The sequence below is a fragment of the Citrobacter sp. Ct235 genome (genome assembly GCF_030332305.1).
Classification (GTDB): Bacteria; Pseudomonadota; Gammaproteobacteria; order Enterobacterales; family Enterobacteriaceae; genus Citrobacter_A; species Citrobacter_A telavivensis.
In genome coordinates this window covers 760,175-781,064 of the sequence record NZ_JAOWIC010000049.1, presented here as the reverse complement: position 1 = coordinate 781,064, position 20,890 = coordinate 760,175, and the positions used below count along the sequence as shown (strand labels likewise).

Here is a 20,890-nt window from a genome sequence, read left to right as displayed (position 1 = left end):
TTTTGTGCCTGTCATTCAGCGATGTGGCAACACCAGATGACATCCCGCGTGGGTGTAGCGCTGCACAATGTCATCCGCGAGCGCGCTGTCGCTGATGATCGTTTTAATACATGAGAGCGTGGCCACCGCGTGAGGTTCGACGGCATCAAACTTTGAATGATCGGCCATCAGCACCACGTCGCGGGCGCGTTGAATAATCCGCGTTTTAACGCCGACTTCGAACATCGTCGCGTTGGTGATCCCCGTTGCCAGCGACAGCGCATCGCAGGAGATAAAGGCCCGTTCTACCGAAAACGCATTGATCATCTCCAGCGCCAGGCTCTCACCCACCGAAAAGTAACCCGGACGAATCAGTCCGCCGATGATGTAGCTCTCGACGTGCGGAAAACAGCCCAGCTCATTGGCGATTTTGATGTCGTTACAGATGACTTTCACCCGCGCATCGGCCAGACATTTCGCCAGCTCCAGACAGGTGGAACCGGAATCAAGAAAGAAACAGTCGCCGTCTTTGATCATCGTGCGGGCCAGGGCGGCAATCTCTTTTTTGGCCTCCGCCTGCAATGTCCGTTTGACATCAAAAACATACTCTTTGTCATCCATGCTGTCGTCAAAATCAAGGCTGCCGTGACCGCGAATCATGCCGGGATACTGGCTGGCGATATACTGGAAATCACGACGGACGGTGGCCTCCGCATAGCCAAACAGTTCCATGGCCTGCTGGGTAGAGAGATGACGATGCTGCCACAGATAGTGCAGCATTTGTTTGATACGGTCAGGGCGCTGTTGGCTCATCGAAGCAATCTCCTCTTACAGTCCGGCAAACCGGGATAACGTGGCGTGATAGTTTTCTGATGAGAACAGCGCGCGTCCCACGACAAGATGCTGCGCGCCCGCTGCCGCCAGCTGTTGTGCGGCGCAAAGCGTTATGCCACCGTCGGCCCAGCACGCCGCTTCAGGAAAACAGTCGCGTACGCGACGGACCTTCTCGCACAGGGCGGGAATGAACTGCTGACCAACGCCGTCGGGTTCGCTGGTCATGACCATCAGCGCATCCAGGTGTGGTGCCAGATAGCGATACGCGTCAATGGGCGTGGCCGGATTAAACGCCAGCCCGGCTTTCGCGCCGATAAGCCTTATTTGTGCCAGCGTTTCAGAAGGGTATGCCAGCGCTTCAGCATGAACAAAAATCCACGCCGGTTTGAGTTCTGCCAGAGCAGAAAACCAGTCCTGCGGGCGGGAAATCATAAAATGAAATGAGAGGGGATGTGTCGTCTGCCGGGCGACGGCCTGCACGGTTTTGAGGCCAAAGGTAATGTTGTTAATAAAGCTGCTGTCTTCGATATCCAGATGCAGTGAACCCATATCGGCATCGGCCAGGGCAGTCAGCGTCGTCCCGTAGTGCAGTGGATCCGCCGACGCAAGAGAAGGGTGCAGAATCATCATCGCCTCCGTTATCCGCATACCTGCGCGAACAGCGCGGCGTCGGTTTGCGCTTGTCGCACCGCCGCGAGTCGTTCGGGTGAATCAATAAACTGACTGATGCGCTGAATGGTGAGGATATGCGCATTGGCATCCGTCGCGCCGACGCACAGCAGTAGCCAGACCGGGTCGCACTCCTCATGACCAAACGCGACGGGCGTTTTAAGCGTCGTGATGCTGACCTGATTGTGGTTAGCCCCTTGTTCGGGCCGCGCATGAGGCAAGGCGATACCGGGGGCAATTAAATAGTACGGCCCCCAGTTCAGCGTGTTGTCGATAATGCCGTCCACGTAGCCCGGTTGCGCAGCGCCAAAGGTAATCAGCGGGCGAGCGGCGATCTCGACGGCCTGGCGCCAGTCTTTGGCCTCGCGCTGTGCCTGCACCCACTTAACATCGTTTATCATCAGTCGTTGACTCCTTGCCGGTTAGGGTTACTCTGATAGCGATCCCCGTCGAGACTTTTGACGAAGGCGGCAGGGATCGCTGTACTACCGGGGGTAAGCGCTCTGCTTATCCCCTTTTTTATTGCCGTATATGATGCACTTTTTCCATAAACCGACTGACCCGCGCCTGATCGACAAAGTTGGCGAAAACGCCGTCCTTTTTAAAGGTGGTGGCCGTTACGCAACCGTCAGCAATGCTAAGCTGTTCCTCAACGTTTTCCAGACACACGCCGGTATTCGCCAGCACCACGGTATCCGGCACCGTCTCTTTTACCCGTTTTAGCAGGGCGCTGTCGGTGCGTGCGCCCGCCGTCAGGCCAGAGACACAGAGGGCATCCGGATGGTTGTTAAAGACGGTGGATTTCGCAATGGAACAAATATCGCGATTGCCCAGATATACCGCCGCTTCAGGCACAATATTGAACAGCGTTTTGACCCCACCCGCGCCGATGCGGTGCTGATGACGTATGGTCTCACCGACGTTGGTGTCCCAGACGCCGAAGTCGCTGGCGTAGGCACCGGTAAAAATCTCGCGAATAAACGATGCGCCCGTCGCCATAGCCAGGTCGAACGACGCGACCGGATCCCACAGCACATTGACGCCAAACGGGATGCGGATTTCGCTCATCAGTTGTCCAATCACCCTCGCCATTGCCGCGGTGGTTTCCGGGCGAACCTTCGTGAGATAGGGGAGACTAAACTCGTTGGAAAACATCACGGCATCCACGCCGCCATTTTGTAGCGCCAGCAGATCGTCCCGGGCGCGGTCGATCACCCAGTTCATCCCTTTGTGCGCATCAAAGCTCGGGTCGCCGGGCAATGCGCGCAAATGGCACATGGCAATAACAGCTTTTTCCGTTCCAATAACCTCTTTCAGCCAACTCATTGAAGGTACTCCTTATTCCGATAGTTCACGTTTACGTAAGAACAGCACGACGCTGGCGACGATACCCACCGCCACGACGACGCCAATAATGCCAAGCGACATCAGCTCCGAAATTGACCAGCCAAACATGTTGCCCACGGACAGTGCAGAGATTTGCGCGTTTTCACCGGCAAAGCTGAAACCGCCCTTAAGCGCCATGTCGGTGAAGTAGGGGGCAAACTGCGTGGCGATCAGCAGGACGGTGACCATGACAATCACGCCGCTGATTAAGGTGCGAATCAGGTCGCCGCGATGGATAACCGTCGCCATACAGATAAAGAACGGTGCGACGGGCAGGTCGGCAAGCGGCAGCACTTTGTTGCCGGGCAAGATGCTGGCGAGAATCAACATGATAGGGATCAGCAACAGGCCAACGGCAATGGTGGTGGGGTGACCCAGCGTGACGGCGGTATCCAGACCGATATACACCTCACGTCCCTTAAAATGCTTCTGGAAGAATTTACGTGCGCCGTCGGAGATGGGGAGTAACCCTTCAACAATCAGACGGATCATGCGCGGGAACAGCACCATAATCGCCGCGACGGTGATCATCAGGCTGGCGCAGCCTTTAAAGCCTTCACCCGCCGCGAGACCAAAGATCAGACCGAGCACCACGCCGATAATGACCGGGTCGCCGACCATGCCGTAGCGTTTCTGGATCTCCTGGGCATCAATGTTGCGTCCCTTCATAAACGGAATTTTTTCGTAGATGGCATCGAGCAGAACGAACAGTGGTACCGAACTGGAACCATAGCCCTGCGGAATGGAGATCCCCTCCAGTCCGACGATGTTCTGCACGCGCTTAGCCGTCCAGTCGGCCATTTTCAGCGACAATGCCGCGTGGCAAATGGCGCCCAGCACGCCATAAATCAGACTGCCGGTCATTAACTGGACCACAGTGCCGGTAATGGCGTAGTGCCAGTAGTTATAGATATCGACGTTCATGGTTTTGGTCAGACGGGTGACCAGCATCGCGACGTTGAGCAGAAAAATAATCGGGATAATCATTGCGCCAATGGCGGTGGCGTACCCGACGCCGGAGGCCGGTCCTGCGCCGACGTCAAACACATGCAGGGTCAGACCAAAGCGTTCAATCATCACTTTGATGGGCGGACTGAGGCTGTCGATCGCCATGACGATCACCAGCCCCATTCCGACAAAACCAATCCCTACCGTGACCCCGGCTTTGATCGCCTGCAGCCAGGGAATACGGAAGATCAACCCAATCACAATCATGATGATGGGAACAAAGACGGTACCACCGAGAGACAGGATGTAGTCAAACATAATGCCTCCTTGTTATTGCGTTAACAGTGCCTTGATTTCTTGCTTCAAGGCGTCGTCGTTAATTCCCGTTAGCAGTGCCGCGCCGTTTAACGTGGGAATACCGTAATCGTTGTTGGTACGCATGGACGTCACAATCAGGTCCATGCCGTTACAATTCAGCGGGATCTCATTGAGACAACACTGGGCGGTGCTTGCCGGAATGCCTTGTTCAGCAAGGAACTCCTGCAACTTGTGCGCAATCATGGTTGACGTCGACATGCCGGTACCGCATGCCACAAGGATCTTTTTCATAATGGATTTGCCTCTTGTGTAGTGCCTGAATCAGGCTCAACGGGAAAGTGCCCGGCTGGCATACCAGCCAGGGCGGTCAATAAGCGAATGCAGTCAGTCAAATCGCGCAGACTGGCGACCTCCGCGGGAGAATGGGTATAGCGACAAGGGATAGAGAGGCTGGCGCAGGGAATGCCGTCCTGCTCAACCTGGATATAGCCCGTTTCGGTGATAACACCGGGCGCGACTTCGCGCTGCACGGGAATATGGTGCGCAAGGGCCGTTTGCTCGAGCATGTGGATCAGTCGCGGTGGCGTGATTAATCCGGCCAGCGTGCCACGTCCGTGGTAGTTCAGGCAGGTGATGCCGACCCCCTGGTTGACCCGGACGTCGGAGTAGTCCTGCAGATCCGGCGTATCGCATGACGGCGTGATATCAATGCCGATGGCGAGATCCGGCTTAACGCGGCGTAAAACCGGGACAATGCCGCGGATGTTGAACTCTTCCTGCACGGACGCCACCAGATAAACAGCGATATCCAGCGACGCTGTGCCGATGGCATCCGCCACGCCCAGCAGCGCCGTGCACCCCAGACGATCGTCCAGCGCTTTGCTGCACACAAGATCGTTCGCCAGCAGTTGCGGTGGGTTATACAGCGTAACCGGCGTACCGACCTGGATGCCCATCCGCAGGGCATCGGCTTTATCCTTCGCGCCGATATCAATCCACAGTCTATCGACGATAGGTGATTGCGTGCGTTCATCCCCCTTTGCAAAGTGGTACGCCTTAATGCCGATGCATCCCATCACCGGGCCATTATCTCCGGCGAGCGTGACGACCGAACCGGACATGGTGACCTGCGCCGGGCCGCCCACACGTTCGAAGCGCAAAAATCCCGACGGCTCAATTTTGCGCACCATAAAGCCGACTTCATCCATGTGGGCAAACATCATCAGTCGCAAGGCATTCGGGTTATCGCTACCGTAGCGGGCGACGACATTTCCCAACCGATCGCGCCAGACCTCTTTTGCCTGACGTTTAAATTCGCGTAGCATGACCTCAGCGACGCTGTTTTCATGCCCTGAAACGGCATTGAGATGCAAAAGCGAGAACAGGGTTTCCTGCACAGAAAATGACATAAGGATCTCCGTAGAAGATAAAACAATCACTCGTTGAGCGTTTTATAGGCGCTGGCTGGGCGAATAATTGTGAGCAGTCTCACGTGGAAATAGCGAAAGTAGAGGAAATAAAAAATAATGTGAGGTAAGTAGAATAAAAACGCTCAATGCTGATGAATGTCTGAACGCGGGAGGAAGAATACGGGTGAGTGAAATTATTGAGATCAATGACACGCTACAACTACGGGCGGTAGAGGAATGTCACGTTGCCGGGCTGTATCAACTGGTACGTAAAAATAGCGCCTGGCTACAGCAGTTTTTAGACTGGCCGCAATACGTCAACTCTGAAGAAGACTCGCGCAAATCCGTGCAGGGCAATATGATGCTGCATCAGCGTGGCTACGCCAAAATGTTCCTCATTTTTGACGGCGAGGAGATGCTGGGCGTGCTGTCGTTTAATCAGATCGAGCCGTTGAACAAAGCGGCTTATATCGGTTACTGGATAGATGAAGCGCAGCAGGGGAAAGGGATCCTGTCGCGTGCGCTGCAGGCGTTTATTCATCACTATGCCGGGCGAGGCGAAATTCGCCGCTTTGTTATCAAATGTCGGGTAAAAAATCTGGCAAGCAATCAGGTGGCACAGCGCAATGGCTTTACGCTTGAAGGCTGCCTGAAGCAGGCGGAGTTCCTGAACGGTCACTATGACGATGTTAATCTGTATGCACGAATCATCGATTCGTCGCTACAGTGAACCAATCAGCGGTGTGCGGGTGATATGCTGTTCACCGTTGAACACTTTCGGGCCGCGCAGGTAAATGGCCTCGTCTGTGGCGGCCTCAACGGTGGTGCGCCCTCGAATGTCGATGTGATTTTCAATCAGCACCTCACCGAGAATACGCGCGTCGCCTTCAATCAGAATATGATCGTCGAGTAAAATGGGACCGCCGCGCAGCACGGCGTTTCCGCCCACCAGCACGTGATGTTTAAGCACACAGTTGCCTTCCACTCGCGCCTGTTCCGCCACCTGTGAACTGTAGCGCAGGGTGGGGATCGCATCATCCCCGGTGCCGGCTATTACCTGCGCACGACCGTAGACTTTCGCACAATCGCAAATCCAGACGTTATTTTCGTCATTACCTTCAATCAGCGCGTCATCAAAAACTTCGGCCCGATGCTCAATGAACGCGTAGCTGACGATGGCGTCACCATAGATTTGCGCCTGGTGGACAATGCGCGAATTGATAACCGTGGCGCGGTCATAAACTTGCAGGATCCGATCGCGCTCGACGGTGAGTCCGCGCGCCGCGACAATCTCTGATTGTTGCAGAATCCGCGCGTCGCCAAAGAGGTGGCAGTCGCCGCGAACCGTGGATGACTGAATCGTGACGTTGTCACTGATTCTGGCGCCGTGGCTGAGCACCGCATGGTCTATCCAGACGTTATCGCCAAGGCTGACGTTGTCGCGTAGCAGGCAGGGCTGGGTGATACGCGCATTGCCCGAAATTATACAGCCAGCAAAGGCCAGCGTGTTTTCGTCATAAATCCAACAATTCCCGGTGTGGGCCAGCACGCTTTCATCATCAATCCAGCCGCCAGCGTCACCGGTTTTCACATCATTAAAGTCAACGAGTGCGATAATCTGGCGTAGTAATACGCTCTTTTTATTGCCATTATCCAGGTAACTGAACGCGCGCGGTTCGTCGCTGAGTCGGTATTTACGCATGAAGGCATTCCGTTTAGTCGCTTACTATAACCGTAGCAAATTCTGCGACGCTGGCTAACGCGGATAAAATTCCATAAAATGCATTTAAAATATACTTTATAAATTAAACAAAATGAGCAACAGCAAGAGTAGCGATCGCGTCCTGAATCTTCCCGCCGGTTACTTCGGCATGGTCCTTGGGACGATTGGAATGGGCTTTGCCTGGCGCTATGCCAGCCAAATCTGGTCGGTCAGCCACTGGTTCGGCGACGGTCTGGTGATGCTGGCGATGGTGATATGGGGACTGCTGACGCTGGCGTTTATCACGCGTCTGATCCGCTTTCCGCACAGCGTGATCGCCGAGATTCGCCATCCGGTGATGAGCAGTTTTGTCAGCCTGTTTCCGGCCACCACGATGCTGGTGGCGATTGGTTTTGTTCCGTGGTGTCGTCCGCTGGCGATTGGTCTGTTTAGCGTCGGGGTCGTCATTCAACTGGTTTACGCAGCATGGCAGACCGCCGGGCTGTGGCGCGGCTCGCACCCACAAGAGGCAACAACGCCAGGACTCTATTTACCCACGGTCGCTAATAACTTCATCAGCGCGATGGCCTGCGGCGCATTAGGCTATACCGATGCCGGACTGGTCTTTTTAGGGGCGGGCGTTTTTTCCTGGCTGAGCCTGGAGCCGGTTATCTTGCAGCGTCTGCGCAGCGCCGGCGAATTGCCCACCGTTATGCGGACTTCGCTGGGGATCCAGCTTGCGCCTGCGCTGGTGGCCTGTAGCGCCTGGCTGAGCGTCAACGGCGGTGAGGGCGATACGCTGGCAAAAATGTTATTCGGCTACGGCCTGCTGCAACTCCTGTTTATGCTGCGCCTGATGCCCTGGTATCTGTCGCAGCCGTTTAACGCCTCATTCTGGAGTTTCTCGTTCGGCGTGTCGGCCCTGGCGACCACCGGGCTGCATCTTGGCCATGCCAGTCCCGCTGGCTTTTTTCACACGCTGGCGGTGCCGTTGTTCATCTTTACTAATGTTATCATCGCATTATTGTTGGTACGCACGTTCGCACTACTGATGCAGGGAAAACTGCTCATTCGCACAGAACGTGCGGCATTACTGAAATCTGAGGATAAAAAATGACCCTTCGTGATGAAAATTACTTCACTGAAAAATATGACTTAACCCGTACTCACTCTGACGTTCTGGAGGCGGTGAAGGTCGTCAAACCGGGAAAAACGCTGGATTTAGGCTGTGGCAATGGCCGTAACAGTCTGTATCTGGCGGCGAGGGGCTATGACGTGACCGCGTGGGATAAAAACCCGATGAGTATCGCCAACGTCGAACGTATTAAAGCGGCAGAAGGGCTGGACAATCTCCAGGCGAAAGTGGTGGATCTCAACGCCCTGACGTTTGAAGGCGAATATGATTTTATTCTCTCCACCGTGGTACTGATGTTCCTGGAAGCCAAAACGATTCCGGGTTTAATCGACAATATGCAGCGTTGCACCAAACCGGGCGGTTATAACCTGATTGTTGCCGCCATGGATACCGCTGATTTTCCGTGCACGGTAGGATTCCCGTTTGCTTTTAAAGAAGGGGAACTGCGTCGTTATTACGACGGCTGGGAATTACTGAAATATAATGAAGATGTTGGCGAATTGCATCGTACTGATGCCAACGGCAACCGAATTAAACTGCGCTTCGCCACGCTGCTGGCGCGTAAAATAGCCTAAGTAGATGTACCGCTAACCCCTTCAGCGCCCAGCATTTTTCCTAAATATGGGCGCTCTGAAATAAATTGTGCTGTGGTTACCATTTTTAGTCCAACGCAGATGATTTCCCTTTGCTACTATTTCAATTGCATATCTGCATATTCTAAGGGATCGTTTCATGCGTACTCATACTTTATTTAAAGTTGCAGTGCTTACTGGTTTACTGGCCTTATCCGGCTGTGCATCAAAAGTCACACAGCCAGATAAATATTCTGGTTTTTTAAAAGACTACTCTGGTCTTAAGGAAACAAAATCCGCCACCGGGCATCCGGTGTTACGTTGGGTCGATCCCGGCTATAGCGAAACCAAATATGACAACATTGTCTGGAATCCAATAACCTATTATCCGGTACCAAAACCGACCACTCAGGTCGGCCAGAAGGTGCTCGATCAGCTGTTGACCTACACCAACACGAAACTGAAAACTGCCGTTGGTCAACGTAAACCGCTGGTGACCACGCCGGGGCCGCGTAGCCTGATCTTCCGTGGTGCGATCACGGGGGTAGATACCAGTAAAGAAGGGCTGCAATTCTATGAAGTGGTACCTGTGGCGCTGGTGGTTGCCGGTACACAAATGGCGACCGGTCACCGTACCATGGACACCCATCTTTACTTTGAAGGCGAGCTAATCGATGCGGCAACCAATAAGCCGGTGATTAAAGTTGTTCGTCAGGGCGAAGGTAAAGACCTGAGTAATCAGAGCACGCCAATGGCGTTTGAGAACCTGAAACAGGTTGTGGATGACATGGCGACGGATGCCACCATGTTTGACATAAACCGGAAATAATGTCGATGCGCCATCGTCTGATGGCGCGTTTCTTTATGCCGTCCGGCGGCGCAAGAGTGCCGGTGGGCGGGCAAACATCACCAGATTTCCCACCAGAATCAGAACCAGCCCGGCCACCGCATTCACCTGCCAGCTATAGCCTTCGTAAACCGTAGAAAATGACAGCGCAACCAGCGGAAATAGCAGCGTGCTGTAGGCGGCATTGCTCGGGCCAATTCTCCCCACCAGCGTAAAGTAGGCACCAAAAGCGATAACCGATCCGAAAACGGCCAGATACAGCAGGGCGCCGAGATAACTGAAGGTCCACTGCGGGGTGAAATTATCTCCACGCACAAGTGCAATCGTCGCAATCAACAGCGTGCCATACAGCATGGCCCAACTGTTGGTGGTCATCACTTCCAGACCCTTTTTCTGATGGCGGAGGCTTATCATATTTCCCAGTGAAAAACCAAATGTCCCCAGCGCGCTAAGACCAATGCCCAGCAGCAGCGATCCGCTAAAGCCGCTGCTCATCAGATCGTGCCAGAAGAGGGTGACGATACCGGTGAGTCCCAGCGCGGCGGCGCAATAAAAGCGCAGCGGCGGTTTTTGCCCAAAGAAGAAGAAACTGTTCACCGCGTTAAACAGAACCGCCATGGAGAAGATAACTGACTCCAGTCCCGTATTGATCCAGGCCGCTGCGGTATAAAAACACCAGAAGTTGAAGCAGAAGACGCAACTCCCTTGCAGCAGGCAGAACAGGTGGTCACGTAACGATAGCGTACGCAACTTTCCGCGCACCAGCATAATGACCATCATCAATGCCGTCGCCACCGCAAAGCGCCAGAAAATCGAGACCGGTGCGGCAACGGGGCCCTGCTGCAAATAAATGGCGATCCATGTGGTACCCCAGATAACCACGACCAGACAATACAATAGTGCGTTCATCATTATTCTCTCTTCTTACCCGATAATTGACTGTCGCCGATCTCAGGTGGGACGCGCTTTCATCGATTTGCGGGATACTTGCAAAATCTTGCGCTTTTTTCTGTCTGGCGGGTGGTAACCGCAATGACCTGCGATAGACTGAATGCCTGAACAACAGCGTTTATGTGGTGGTATGACCCGGTCTTACGATGCCTTTGAAAAATTGAGTCAACACAATGCCGTGTTGCAGGAGTCGGTCGAGCTGCGTTCGGGCGTCCAGTTAGCGGCATGGTCAAACAAGCGCGATACTATCACGCAGTATTGCGATCATCACACGCTCAGTCTGTATGTCGCGGATGGCTACGAAAGTTATCAGAAAACGGCTTCTGGCTGGAAAAATGGCGGTGGGCCGGACCGCTTTTGCCTGTTGCCAAAAGAGAGTGAATCCACCTGGGATATCCGTGACAACCTCTCGTTCGTGCATCTCTACTGCACCGACGCGCATTTGCGTGACGTGGGGGAAAAGGTCTGGGACAAAAGTCCATACCGCTTTACGCTGGATGAACGGACGTTTGGTAACGATCCGGGCATTACGGCGGTCTACCGACAGTTTTTGCTGGGTAACGACTGGCATCAACCCGCGAATCACCTGACGCTCAGCGCCGCGTCGTCACTTCTGATGACTCATATTATTCAGCACTACAGCAACGTGCAGTGGCGATTGCCGACGGTAACGGGCGGACTGGCGCCGGTGACGTTGCGCAATGTGCTGGCCTATATCGACGCCCACCTGGCGGAACCGTTGACGCTAGCCGATCTGGCGTATGAAGCCGCGCTGAGTGAATTTCATTTCGCCAGAATGTTCCGCCAGTCGATGAAAATGGCACCGCATCAGTACGTGATGCAGCGCCGGATGGCCGTGGCAAAGCAGCTGGTCTGTCACTCACAGCGTCCGTTAACGGAGATTGCGCTGGCCTGCGGATTCAGTTCGCCGAGCCACTTCAGCAACCGCTTTAAGCAGGTGACGGGCAAGACGCCGACGCAGTTACGCGCGTCGGGCTAACCTTAAGACGGTGTAGCAGATCCCGCCTGCGATCAGTCCCCAGAATGCCGAACCCACTCCCCACAGCGTCAGCCCACTGGCGGTGACCAGAAACGTCACCACGGCGGCATCACGCTCGTTTTCATGATTCAGCGCCTGGTACAGGCTACCCGAAATCGTCCCCAGCAGCGCCAGTCCCGCCAGCATTTGAATGCCACTCGTCGGCAGGGCCGCCATCATGCCGGTAATCGAACTGCCGAAAATACCGGCTAACAGATAGAACATCCCGGCGGCCGCGGCGGCCAACCAGCGTTTAGCGGCGTCCGGATGGGCATCCGGACTCTGGCAAATCGCCGCAGTAATGGCGGCAATGCAGATGGAATAGACGCCAAAAGGAGAAAACAGCAGTGCCAGTAATCCAGTGACAATGATCAAAGGTGAAACGGGGACATCGTATCCGGCGGCTTTCATCGTTGCCACGCCGGGCGCATTCTGTGACGCCATCGTCACCAGAAAGAGCGGTACGGCAATGCCCAGAGCGTGGGCCAGAGAAAACTGAGGGGCTATAAAGGTGGGTAACACCGGGGTCATGGCGAATGAAGAGGTGACAATGTCACCTTCGAATAGCGCAATGACCGCACCGGCAATCAGTGCCGCAATGACCGCGTAGCGCGGCGCAATCCTCTTCATCACTAACCACGCCAGCAGCATGCCGCCACAAAGCAGAAACTGGTCACCGAGACGGGCAAATGCCTCCAGGCCAAAGCGAAGCAAAATCCCGGCCAGCATGGCCGCCGCCAGCGAGTGGGGGATCACCTGCATCAGGCGGGCGAACAATCCCGTCACGCCACACAGTACGATTAACGCGTTAGCGATGATAAACACACCAATCGCTTCTGGCAGCGTCAGCCCCTGGAGTCCGGTCACCAGCAGCGCCGCGCCGGGCGTTGACCACGCCGTCAGTACGGGGGCGCGATACCAGAGCGTCAAGAGCAGCGTACTGACACCCATTGCGATGCCAAGGGCGGTCATCCAGCCGGCAATTTGCGTTGTGCTGGCGCCCGCCGCCACGGCGGCCTGCCAGATGATGGCCGCAGAACTGGCATAGCCAACCAGTACGGCGACAAATCCAGAAAGCAGTGTGGGTAATGGCAGGGAGAATGATCGCATAAGCCCCTCTTGTGCGTTATAACGGTCGTTTAATCTAGCATCTGGGCGTTATAACGTACAAGTGGTAAGCTGACCTTTTGGGAGGATACCAATGGACAACCTGACGCACTATCTGGCGAACACCTTAAAAACATTACGCAAGCAGCGGGAGTGGAGTTTATCGCGCCTGGCTGAAGCGACCGGTGTTTCAAAAGCGATGCTCGGGCAAATTGAGCGCAACGAATCCAGTCCCACAGTGGCGACGTTATGGAAGATTGCCACCGGACTGAACGTCCCGTTCTCCACTTTTATTTCACCGCCGGAAACTGAACCGCTGCCGACGTTTGACCCGCAAGAGCAGGCGATGGTCGTGACGCCGTTATTTCCGTGGGATCCGGTGCTGCGCTTTGACCACTTTTCGATTCTGCTGGCACCCGGCGCGCTCAGCGAATCCACACCGCATGAAGCTGGCGTGATTGAACATGTGGTCGTGATAGCAGGCGCACTGGAGATGCGCATTGACCAGCAATGGCGCGTGATCCGTGCCGGAGAAGGCATTCGTTTTGCGGGTGACCGCGCCCATGCCTATCGCAACAGCAGCGAGCAGACCGTGCACTTTCATTCGCTTATCCATTACCCACGCAGTTAAGCGGGAAAACTATTTCGCAACGCGGCGCTTCTGACTACAATAGCCGCCATTTTGCTGCTACTGGATACAACAACGCTATGCGCCAGTCCCCACATCGCCTTGAATTGTTAAGCCCGGCACGTGATACCGCCATTGCCCGCGAAGCCATTTTACATGGTGCAGATGCCGTTTATATCGGCGGTCCTGGCTTTGGGGCGCGTCATAATGCCAGCAATAGCCTGAAAGATATCGCCGAACTGGTGCCGTTCGCCCATCGCTATGGCGCAAAAATCTTTGTCACGCTGAATACGATTCTTCACGACGATGAACTGGACCCCGCGCAGCAGCTCATTACCGATCTCTACCAGACCGGCGTTGATGCGCTGATCGTACAGGACATGGGCATTCTGGAACTCGACATCCCGCCCATCGAACTGCATGCCAGCACCCAGTGCGATATTCGCAGCGTGGAGAAAGCCAAATTCCTCTCTGACGTGGGTTTTACGCAGATAGTCCTGGCGCGCGAACTGAGCCTTGAACAGATTCAGGCTATTCATCAGGCGACCGACGCTACAATAGAATTCTTTGTCCACGGCGCGCTGTGCGTGGCGTATTCGGGACAGTGCTATATCTCGCATGCGCAAACGGGGCGCAGCGCCAACCGTGGCGACTGCTCGCAGGCGTGCCGTTTGCCGTACACCCTGAAAGACGATCAAGGACGGGTGGTGTCGTATGAGAAACACCTGCTGTCGATGAAAGATAACGATCAGACCGCCAACCTGGGCGCGCTGATTGACGCTGGCGTGCGCTCCTTCAAGATTGAAGGGCGTTACAAAGACATGAGCTATGTAAAGAACATCACCGCGCACTATCGCCAGATGCTGGATGCCATTATTGAGGATCGCGACGACCTGGCGCGGGCTTCTGCCGGGCGTACGGAACATTTCTTCACGCCATCAACGGATAAAACATTCCATCGCGGCAGCACCGACTACTTTGTGAATGCGCGTAAAGGGGATATTGGCGCCTTTGATTCGCCGAAGTTTATCGGTCTGCCGGTGGGTGACGTGCTGAAAGTGGCAAAAGATCACCTCGACGTTGAAGTCAGCGAACCGCTGGCAAACGGCGACGGTCTTAACGTCCTGATCAAACGCGATGTTGTCGGCTTTCGCGCCAATACCGTCGAAAAAACCGGACATCATCGCTATCGCGTCTGGCCGAACGAGATGCCCGCCGAACTGCATAAACTGCGTCCGCCCCATCCGCTGAATCGCAATCTTGACCATAACTGGCAGCAGGCGTTAACCAAAACCTCAAGCGAGCGTCGGGTTGCCGTGGATATTGAACTGGGCGGCTGGCAGGAACAGCTGATCCTGACGCTGACCAGCGAAGAGGGCGTCAGCATCACCCATACGCTGGACGGACAGTTTGATGAGGCCAACAACGCGGAAAAAGCGCTGAACGGTCTGAAGGATGGACTGGCGAAACTGGGGCAGACTCTCTATTACGCCCGCGATATCGCGGTGAACCTGCCGGGGGCGCTGTTTGTGCCGAACAGCCAGCTTAATGCGTTTCGCCGGGAAGCGGTGGAGCTACTGGATGCCGCGCGCCTGGCGGGCTATCAACGCGGCGTTCGCAAACCGGTGTCTGAACCTGCGCCGGTTTACCCGCAAACGCACCTGAGTTTTTTGGCCAACGTTTATAACCATAAAGCGCGCGAGTTTTACCATCGCTATGGCGTGCAGTTGATTGATGCGGCATATGAAGCTCATGAAGAAAAGGGTGATGTGCCGGTGATGATCACCAAACACTGTCTGCGTTTTGCCTTTAATCTGTGCCCGAAACAGGCGAAGGGCAATATCAAAAGCTGGAAGGCGACGCCGATGCAACTGGTTAACGGCGATGAGGTGTTAACGCTGAAATTTGACTGCCGCCCGTGCGAAATGCATGTGATCGGTAAAATCAAAAATCATATTCTGAAGATGCCGCTGCCCGGCAGCGTGGTGGCTTCCGTCAGCCCGGAAGAGCTGATGAAAACGCTGCCAAAGCGTAAGTGATTGAAAGAGCCAGAAATGACTGGCTCTTTCCGTATGGTGGCATTATTTTATGGATATCGAGAATTTTCCTATAGTGTCACGGACGGTTGCTTATGCGTTTTTTCTTATCGATTAAAAGAATAATCACACACACTGACACTGGCGTGTACTTGCGGCAGGATAACTTAGTCAAATCAAAACCTAAACCATGGGATGATTTTGGCCATGTCATGCTTTTTAATGTGGTCGTGAAAGACAACAAAGGCCAGGAACACGAGCTTGGATACGCCAGAATTCTTGTTAATGGTGAAAGCCATACTGCGGATTATTTTTTGCGCGAAGGCAAGATGCTGCCAGCGGGTGACATCTACGATGTGACTGAATTGCTGGACAAGGACAAAGTTGTTTCTCTGCCAGAAAAAATATCATTTTATAAGGCATTAAATAAAACGTTTTCTCGAAAAGATGTTCGATCATTTCTGTCAGGAATATGTGATGCCAGCTACAACAGAAGCCTGCATCACAAACATCTTTCATGGGAGGGGTATCAGGGAGCTTTGTTTCGCGACAGTACCAGCATTGATGCCATTCTGAATACGGGAAAACAGATTGCACTAGGTAAAAATATCGCCGATGAGACTATCGATTTCACTATTTCTAATCCCCCTGAAGGCATGGATAAGGTGGCGTTTAATTTCTCAAAGGAAGTTGTTGATGATATTGAACCTCAGCACATTAATCTGATAGTAGGTAAGAACGGATTAGGGAAAACCTTTTTACTTAAACAGATATCTGAAATTGTTTCAGGTATACAGGATAATGATAATACACCTTATTTTAATAAATTACTGGTAGTCGCATTCTCTCCGTTTGAAGAATATGATACCAACAATGATGTGGAACAGAAATTAATAAGCAAGTATTACTCTGATAAAACTGATGATCGTACAAATGTCCAGATGGATGTGAACGAATACGAATATATCGGTTTCAAAGATAATAAAGGTGGTTTTGACAAAGATGGGCCAGCCCGAAATGTTTGCCGCTATTTCGTTGAGGTGATTAATCTTGACCATGATGAGTGGTGGGAGGATCTAAGCCGGATTGGCCTATTGATCACAACATTGCAAATAGCTATCGACTTCGATGATGTGGCTTTCGAATCTATTGAAGGAGAGATTCTGCATTTAGATGACGTTACCCCTAAAGGCAATTCATTTTTAGAAAAAATCGCCCAGGATAAGGGCATTAAGTTTATAAAAGATGGCCAGGTTGTAAAATTAAGTTCCGGGCAAAAAATATTTTCATATATGATCCCGGGCATCATTTCCGGTATCGCGGAAAAAAGCTTACTTATCATCGATGAGCCAGAGTTATATCTTCACCCGACGCTTGAAGTGGCTCTTGTCGAAATGTTAAAAAATATTCTTTCCTTTAAAAACTCCTATGCAATTATTGCGACACATTCAGCCATTATTGCGCGTGAAGTAAAACGTGATTACGTCCATGTGCTCCGGGGGAGTTTGCACAATGTCATGATGACGCATCCAGAGATTGAAACCCTGGGTGAGTCGCTGGATGAAATAATCGGGGAGCTTTTTGATGATTATAAAACAGTAAAACCTTATCAAAGTACCATTAAAGATATTTTTGAAAAACATCAGGCCGATAATGCCACATCCGAACAGGATTTGCTGAGAAAGATGAAAGATAAAGTCGGTGATGATGCGCTAATTTATCTTGCCGATCTTATGGATGATTCACCTGATGTTTTTATCAGGCTGGAGGATAAATAATGCTCTATCTTCCTGAAATGAGAAAAACCAACGACCGTACGTGGCTGAAGGATGCCCTCAAAAGCAAAAGAGCGGACCGGTCGCGACTGGCAGCAGAAGAAGAGAACCTTTGGCTCAAATACGCATCTTATGATGAGTTTATTATTAATTGCAGCGATACACCTCCTGCCAGTGAATACCTTTCCGCTCTTCCTGCTGATGATGGTAAGATTAAAGCAGCCTGGTCGATAAAGAAAATTTTGATTGATCATTATGAAAATTCGCCCGCCCATCTTGGCGAACTTCTCTCATTTCGCCGGACAAAGCATGAACTCGATTCTTGTCCCTATTGTGGCAAGCCCGTCACACCCTCAACGATAGACCATTTTCTTCCCAAAGAGGACTGGCCCGAATTTGCCATTTATCCGGATAACCTTGTGCCCCAGTGTATAGACTGTGTGCCGATCAAGGGGCAGAAATATTACAGTGTTGATGATGGTATTGCGATGTTTATCCATCCTTTTTACAGTCCGTTACTTTCAAATATTGGTTTCGTTATTTCAGCTAGTCTGAATGAGAGTGAAGTGATCTTTGATGTAAATTATAAATTCAGTAATATCAGTGACGCAGAGATGCCACGTGTTCGTTTGCATATCAAAACATTGAGAGTGACGAAGCGTATCAAAGAATATTGTGAAGCACTCCTTCGCAGAACGATACGGAAAGCAAAGAAGAGAAGGGCCAGCGTTGCCAAAATCATCGAGTGCCATCTTCCTGAAACACAAGAAGAATATTATCTTTCGAATAACTGGGAAGAGGCTTTTTATACAGCAATCAACCAGAAAGCAATCATTCAGCATATTGACGCATTCAGGAGACCTTTAGTGGCTAAAGCTCCTCCGGTTGTTCATATTCAATATGAATCTATTGAGTAGAACACTTATTCTCTGAAGCACCGAATGCAATTATTTATGGTGTTAATCGGGAGGGAAAGCGCCCTCCCGACGTATCATAAACTTAATGCGATTTAAATCCTGCCGCCGTCATGATGAGGCGAAAGAACATGCCCACGGCAGCCAGCGCCAGCACGCTGCCGCCCCACAAAATCACCAGCCACATCAGGCGGTTCCAGACAGATTGTTGCATCAGTGATACCCCTCGCCATGTTGAACTTTGCCACGGAATACGTAGTAACTCCAGAAGGTGTAAACCAGAATAATGGGAATGATCAGTAACGCGCCGACCAACATAAAGCCCTGACTCTGCGCGGGCGCAGCAGCCTGCCAGATCGTAATGGAAGGTGGAATGATGTACGGCCAGATGCTGATCCCCAACCCGCTGAAACCGAGGAAAACCAGACCAAGGGTCAACACAAAGGGCAGCGCGTGGCAGTCTTGCTGGTTAAGCGTTCGCCATAACCAGAAGCCAATCACCGCAACCAGCAGCGGAACCGGCAGCAGGAACCACAGATTCGGCAGCGTAAACCAGCGTTCAGCGATCGCCGGGTGCGCCAGTGGCGTCCACAGGCTGATGAGCGCGATGACCAGCAGCATCGCCAGCAAGAGTTTTTTCGCGACGGTACGCATCTTATCCTGCAAGGGGTTCTCGCTTTTCATCACCAGCCAGGTGGCACCCAGCAACGCATAAGCGACGACCAGACCAACGCCACAGAACAGGGTGAAAGGGGTGAACCAGTCAAACGGGCCACCGCTGAAACGGCGACCGGTGACGGCAAAACCGTTAATCACCGCACCCACCACCACGCCCTGGGTGAACGTCGCCAGCATCGAACCGCAGAGAAACGCTTTATCCCAGAACGGACGATGGGCTGGCGTGGCTTTGAAGCGAAATTCAAAGGCGACGCCGCGAAAAATCAATCCGATGAGCATCAGGGTCAGCGGGATCGTGAGCGCGTCAATAATCACCGCATAGGCCAGCGGAAACGCGCCGAACAGCCCGGCACCCCCGAGGACCAGCCAGGTTTCATTACCATCCCAGACCGGGGCGACGCTGTTAACCATCACGTCGCGATCGTCAGCATCGCGGATAACGGGAAACAAAATGCCAATACCCAGGTCGAATCCATCCATCACGATGTACATCAGCGTGGCGAAGACGATGATGACGAACCAGATTACCGATAAATCAATACCCATTAGCGGTGTGCCTCATGTTGAGAGTCGAGGACGGCGGCAGACAGCGGCCGGGCTGGCGTGCCGGTGGGTGGCGTCGGAGCAATCGTCTCCTGTGGCCCCTTGCGGATGAGGCGGATCATGTAGCTATAACCCACGCCAAAGACTGAGCTGTAGACGACAAAGAACGCCAGCAGAGAAAGACTCATGTGTAGATCGCCATGTGCGGAGACCGCATCAGCAGTACGTTGCAGCCCGTAAACCACCCACGGCTGACGACCGACCTCCGTTGTGACCCAACCCGCCAGAATGGCAATCAACCCTGACGGTCCCATCCATAAAGCAAAGCGCAGGAACGGTCGTGAGGTATAAAGACGCTGTCGGTAGCGTAACCACAGGGCACAAACACCGAGCAGGATCATTAACATCCCCAGACCCGCCATGATGCGAAACGACCAGAACACCATCGTGGCGTTGGGGCGATCCTCTTTCGCAAACTCCTTCAGCGCCGGGACCTGTTTATCCAGACTGTGGGTCAGGATCAGGCTGCCCAGCGCCGGGATCGCCAGCCCATAGCGGGTACGTTCTTGTTCCATATCCGGCCAGCCGACGAGCAGCAGCGGGGTGGGTTCCCCCGGCGGATTTTCCCAGTGGCCCTCAATGGCGGCGATTTTGGCGGGCTGATGTTTGAGGGTATTCAGGCCGTGCATGTCGCCAATGAGCGCCTGAAGCGGTGCGACAATCAGCGTCATCCACAGCGCCATCGAAAACATGGCGCGGATAGCAGGAGTCGTGTTTCCGCGCAGCAAATGCCAGGCCGCTGAGGCCCCGACAAACAATGCGCTGCTGAGAAACGCCGCCACCGACATGTGGAGCAAGCGGTAGGGGAACGACGGGTTGAAAATGACGGCGAACCAGTCCACCGGCACGACCTGGCCGTTGACTATCTCATAGCCCTGTGGCGTCTGCATCCAGCTGTTGGATGCAAGGATCCAGAAGGTGGAGATAATCGTACCCAGTGCCACCATGCAGGTGGAGAAAAAATGTAATCCAGGGCCAACCTTGTTCCAGCCAAACAGCATCACGCCGAGGAATCCGGCCTCAAGGAAGAACGCCGTGAGCACCTCGTAGGTGAGCAATGGCCCGGTGATACTGCCGGCGAACTCGGAAAATCCGCTCCAGTTGGTGCCAAACTGGTAGGCCATCACCAGACCGGATACCACGCCCATACCAAAGTTAACGGCGAAAATTTTCGACCAGAACTGGTAGAGCGAGCGCCAGACGGGATTTTTGCTTTTCAGCCAGAGACCTTCCAGCACCGCAAGGTAGCTGGCAAGACCAATGGTGATCGCCGGAAAAATAATGTGGAAGGAAACCGTAAAGGCGAACTGGATCCTTGCCAGATGAAACGCATCAAGACCGAACATGCAGAGCTCCGCGC

General features: G+C 53.3%; 22 protein-coding genes. 9 read left to right on the top strand and 13 right to left on the bottom strand.

Annotated elements, in window-relative coordinates; all coding sequences use genetic code 11:
• Nucleotides 1-15 precede the first annotated feature (15 nt).
• From OGY35_RS20785 to OGY35_RS20755, 7 genes are all read right to left on the bottom strand, one after another.
• Nucleotides 16-792 (bottom strand): DeoR/GlpR family DNA-binding transcription regulator, encoded by a 777-nt coding sequence (locus OGY35_RS20785; protein WP_046480931.1) that lies wholly within the window; start codon nt 790-792, stop codon nt 16-18.
• A 15-nt stretch (nt 793-807) separates the two neighbouring features.
• Nucleotides 808-1,440, bottom strand: a complete 633-nt coding sequence (locus tag OGY35_RS20780) for a ribulose-phosphate 3 epimerase family protein (protein WP_286633719.1) — start codon at nt 1,438-1,440, stop codon at nt 808-810.
• Between the two features lie 11 nt (nt 1,441-1,451).
• Nucleotides 1,452-1,883 carry an SgcA family PTS sugar transporter subunit IIA gene (gene sgcA, locus OGY35_RS20775; protein WP_286633328.1) on the bottom strand — a complete coding sequence of 144 codons (432 nt, stop codon included), beginning with the start codon at nt 1,881-1,883 and terminating at the stop codon, nt 1,452-1,454.
• A 118-nt stretch (nt 1,884-2,001) separates the two neighbouring features.
• Nucleotides 2,002-2,808: a BtpA family protein SgcQ gene (gene sgcQ / locus OGY35_RS20770; RefSeq protein WP_286633327.1), complete on the bottom strand. Its 807-nt coding sequence runs from the start codon at nt 2,806-2,808 to the stop codon at nt 2,002-2,004.
• 12 nt (nt 2,809-2,820) lie between these two features.
• Complete coding sequence (gene sgcC, locus OGY35_RS20765; protein ID WP_152404556.1) at nt 2,821-4,134, bottom strand: PTS sugar transporter subunit IIC SgcC; 1,314 nt, start codon at nt 4,132-4,134, stop codon at nt 2,821-2,823.
• A gap of 12 nt (nt 4,135-4,146) precedes the next feature.
• Nucleotides 4,147-4,425: a PTS sugar transporter subunit IIB SgcB gene (gene sgcB / locus OGY35_RS20760; RefSeq protein WP_152754380.1), complete on the bottom strand. Its 279-nt coding sequence runs from the start codon at nt 4,423-4,425 to the stop codon at nt 4,147-4,149.
• Entirely contained in the window at nt 4,422-5,543 is a 1,122-nt protein-coding gene (locus OGY35_RS20755) for a M42 family metallopeptidase (RefSeq protein ID WP_286633325.1), read from the bottom strand. Before OGY35_RS20755 ends, sgcB begins: the two co-directional genes overlap by 4 nt.
• Nucleotides 5,544-5,727: 184 nt before the next feature.
• On the opposite strand from OGY35_RS20755, the gene rimL reads away from it, so the two are divergent.
• A complete protein-coding gene (rimL, locus tag OGY35_RS20750; protein WP_286633323.1) occupies nt 5,728-6,273 on the top strand; it encodes a 50S ribosomal protein L7/L12-serine acetyltransferase in 546 nt (181 codons plus the stop codon).
• On the opposite strand, the gene ydcK is transcribed toward rimL, so the two are convergent.
• Nucleotides 6,265-7,245 (bottom strand): YdcK family protein, encoded by a 981-nt coding sequence (ydcK, locus tag OGY35_RS20745; protein WP_286633321.1) that lies wholly within the window; start codon nt 7,243-7,245, stop codon nt 6,265-6,267. The genes rimL and ydcK overlap by 9 nt on opposite strands.
• 112 nt (nt 7,246-7,357) lie before the next feature.
• Here ydcK and tehA point away from each other — a divergent pair, with 112 nt between their 5' ends.
• The 3 genes from tehA to OGY35_RS20730 all read left to right on the top strand — a co-directional run bounded on the left by tehA (nt 7,358) and on the right by OGY35_RS20730 (nt 9,781).
• A complete protein-coding gene (gene tehA / locus OGY35_RS20740) occupies nt 7,358-8,362 on the top strand; it encodes a dicarboxylate transporter/tellurite-resistance protein TehA (protein ID WP_286633320.1) in 1,005 nt (334 codons plus the stop codon).
• Nucleotides 8,359-8,955, top strand: coding sequence for a tellurite resistance methyltransferase TehB (gene tehB / locus OGY35_RS20735; RefSeq protein WP_178823478.1), 597 nt, complete (start codon nt 8,359-8,361; stop codon nt 8,953-8,955). Before tehA ends, tehB begins: the two co-directional genes overlap by 4 nt.
• Nucleotides 8,956-9,112: 157 nt before the next feature.
• Nucleotides 9,113-9,781: a DUF3313 domain-containing protein gene (locus tag OGY35_RS20730; protein ID WP_178823476.1), complete on the top strand. Its 669-nt coding sequence runs from the start codon at nt 9,113-9,115 to the stop codon at nt 9,779-9,781.
• A gap of 33 nt (nt 9,782-9,814) precedes the next feature.
• On the opposite strand, the gene OGY35_RS20725 is transcribed toward OGY35_RS20730, so the two are convergent.
• On the bottom strand, nt 9,815-10,708 hold the full coding sequence (locus OGY35_RS20725) for a DMT family transporter (RefSeq protein WP_286633718.1): 894 nt from the start codon (nt 10,706-10,708) through the stop codon (nt 9,815-9,817).
• A gap of 172 nt (nt 10,709-10,880) precedes the next feature.
• On the opposite strand from OGY35_RS20725, the gene OGY35_RS20720 reads away from it, so the two are divergent.
• Nucleotides 10,881-11,750 carry a helix-turn-helix domain-containing protein gene (locus OGY35_RS20720; RefSeq protein ID WP_152406329.1) on the top strand — a complete coding sequence of 290 codons (870 nt, stop codon included), beginning with the start codon at nt 10,881-10,883 and terminating at the stop codon, nt 11,748-11,750.
• Here the strand turns inward: OGY35_RS20720 and OGY35_RS20715 are convergent.
• A complete protein-coding gene (locus tag OGY35_RS20715; RefSeq protein ID WP_286633319.1) occupies nt 11,733-12,899 on the bottom strand; it encodes a benzoate/H(+) symporter BenE family transporter in 1,167 nt (388 codons plus the stop codon). The genes OGY35_RS20720 and OGY35_RS20715 overlap by 18 nt on opposite strands.
• A 91-nt stretch (nt 12,900-12,990) precedes the next feature.
• Here OGY35_RS20715 and OGY35_RS20710 point away from each other — a divergent pair, with 91 nt between their 5' ends.
• From OGY35_RS20710 to OGY35_RS20695, 4 genes are all read left to right on the top strand, one after another.
• Complete coding sequence (locus tag OGY35_RS20710) at nt 12,991-13,527, top strand: helix-turn-helix domain-containing protein (protein ID WP_286633318.1); 537 nt, start codon at nt 12,991-12,993, stop codon at nt 13,525-13,527.
• 77 nt (nt 13,528-13,604) lie between these two features.
• On the top strand, nt 13,605-15,563 hold the full coding sequence (locus OGY35_RS20705) for a peptidase U32 family protein (RefSeq protein ID WP_286633317.1): 1,959 nt from the start codon (nt 13,605-13,607) through the stop codon (nt 15,561-15,563).
• Nucleotides 15,564-15,655: 92 nt separating this feature from the next.
• Nucleotides 15,656-17,338, top strand: coding sequence for an AAA family ATPase (locus OGY35_RS20700; protein ID WP_286633316.1), 1,683 nt, complete (start codon nt 15,656-15,658; stop codon nt 17,336-17,338).
• Nucleotides 17,338-18,252 carry an HNH endonuclease gene (locus tag OGY35_RS20695; RefSeq protein WP_286633315.1) on the top strand — a complete coding sequence of 305 codons (915 nt, stop codon included), beginning with the start codon at nt 17,338-17,340 and terminating at the stop codon, nt 18,250-18,252. Before OGY35_RS20700 ends, OGY35_RS20695 begins: the two co-directional genes overlap by 1 nt.
• Nucleotides 18,253-18,334: 82 nt before the next feature.
• Here OGY35_RS20695 and OGY35_RS20690 read toward each other — a convergent pair whose 3' ends face one another.
• The 3 genes from OGY35_RS20690 to OGY35_RS20680 are packed head-to-tail and all read right to left on the bottom strand — an operon-like array spanning nt 18,335 to nt 20,876.
• Entirely contained in the window at nt 18,335-18,463 is a 129-nt protein-coding gene (locus tag OGY35_RS20690; RefSeq protein WP_152404578.1) for a DUF2474 domain-containing protein, read from the bottom strand.
• On the bottom strand, nt 18,463-19,473 hold the full coding sequence (cydB, locus tag OGY35_RS20685) for a cytochrome d ubiquinol oxidase subunit II (protein ID WP_286633314.1): 1,011 nt from the start codon (nt 19,471-19,473) through the stop codon (nt 18,463-18,465). The genes OGY35_RS20690 and cydB overlap by 1 nt, the downstream gene beginning before the upstream one ends.
• A complete protein-coding gene (locus OGY35_RS20680; protein ID WP_178825646.1) occupies nt 19,473-20,876 on the bottom strand; it encodes a cytochrome ubiquinol oxidase subunit I in 1,404 nt (467 codons plus the stop codon). The genes cydB and OGY35_RS20680 overlap by 1 nt, the downstream gene beginning before the upstream one ends.
• Between the last annotated feature and the right edge of the window lie 14 nt (nt 20,877-20,890).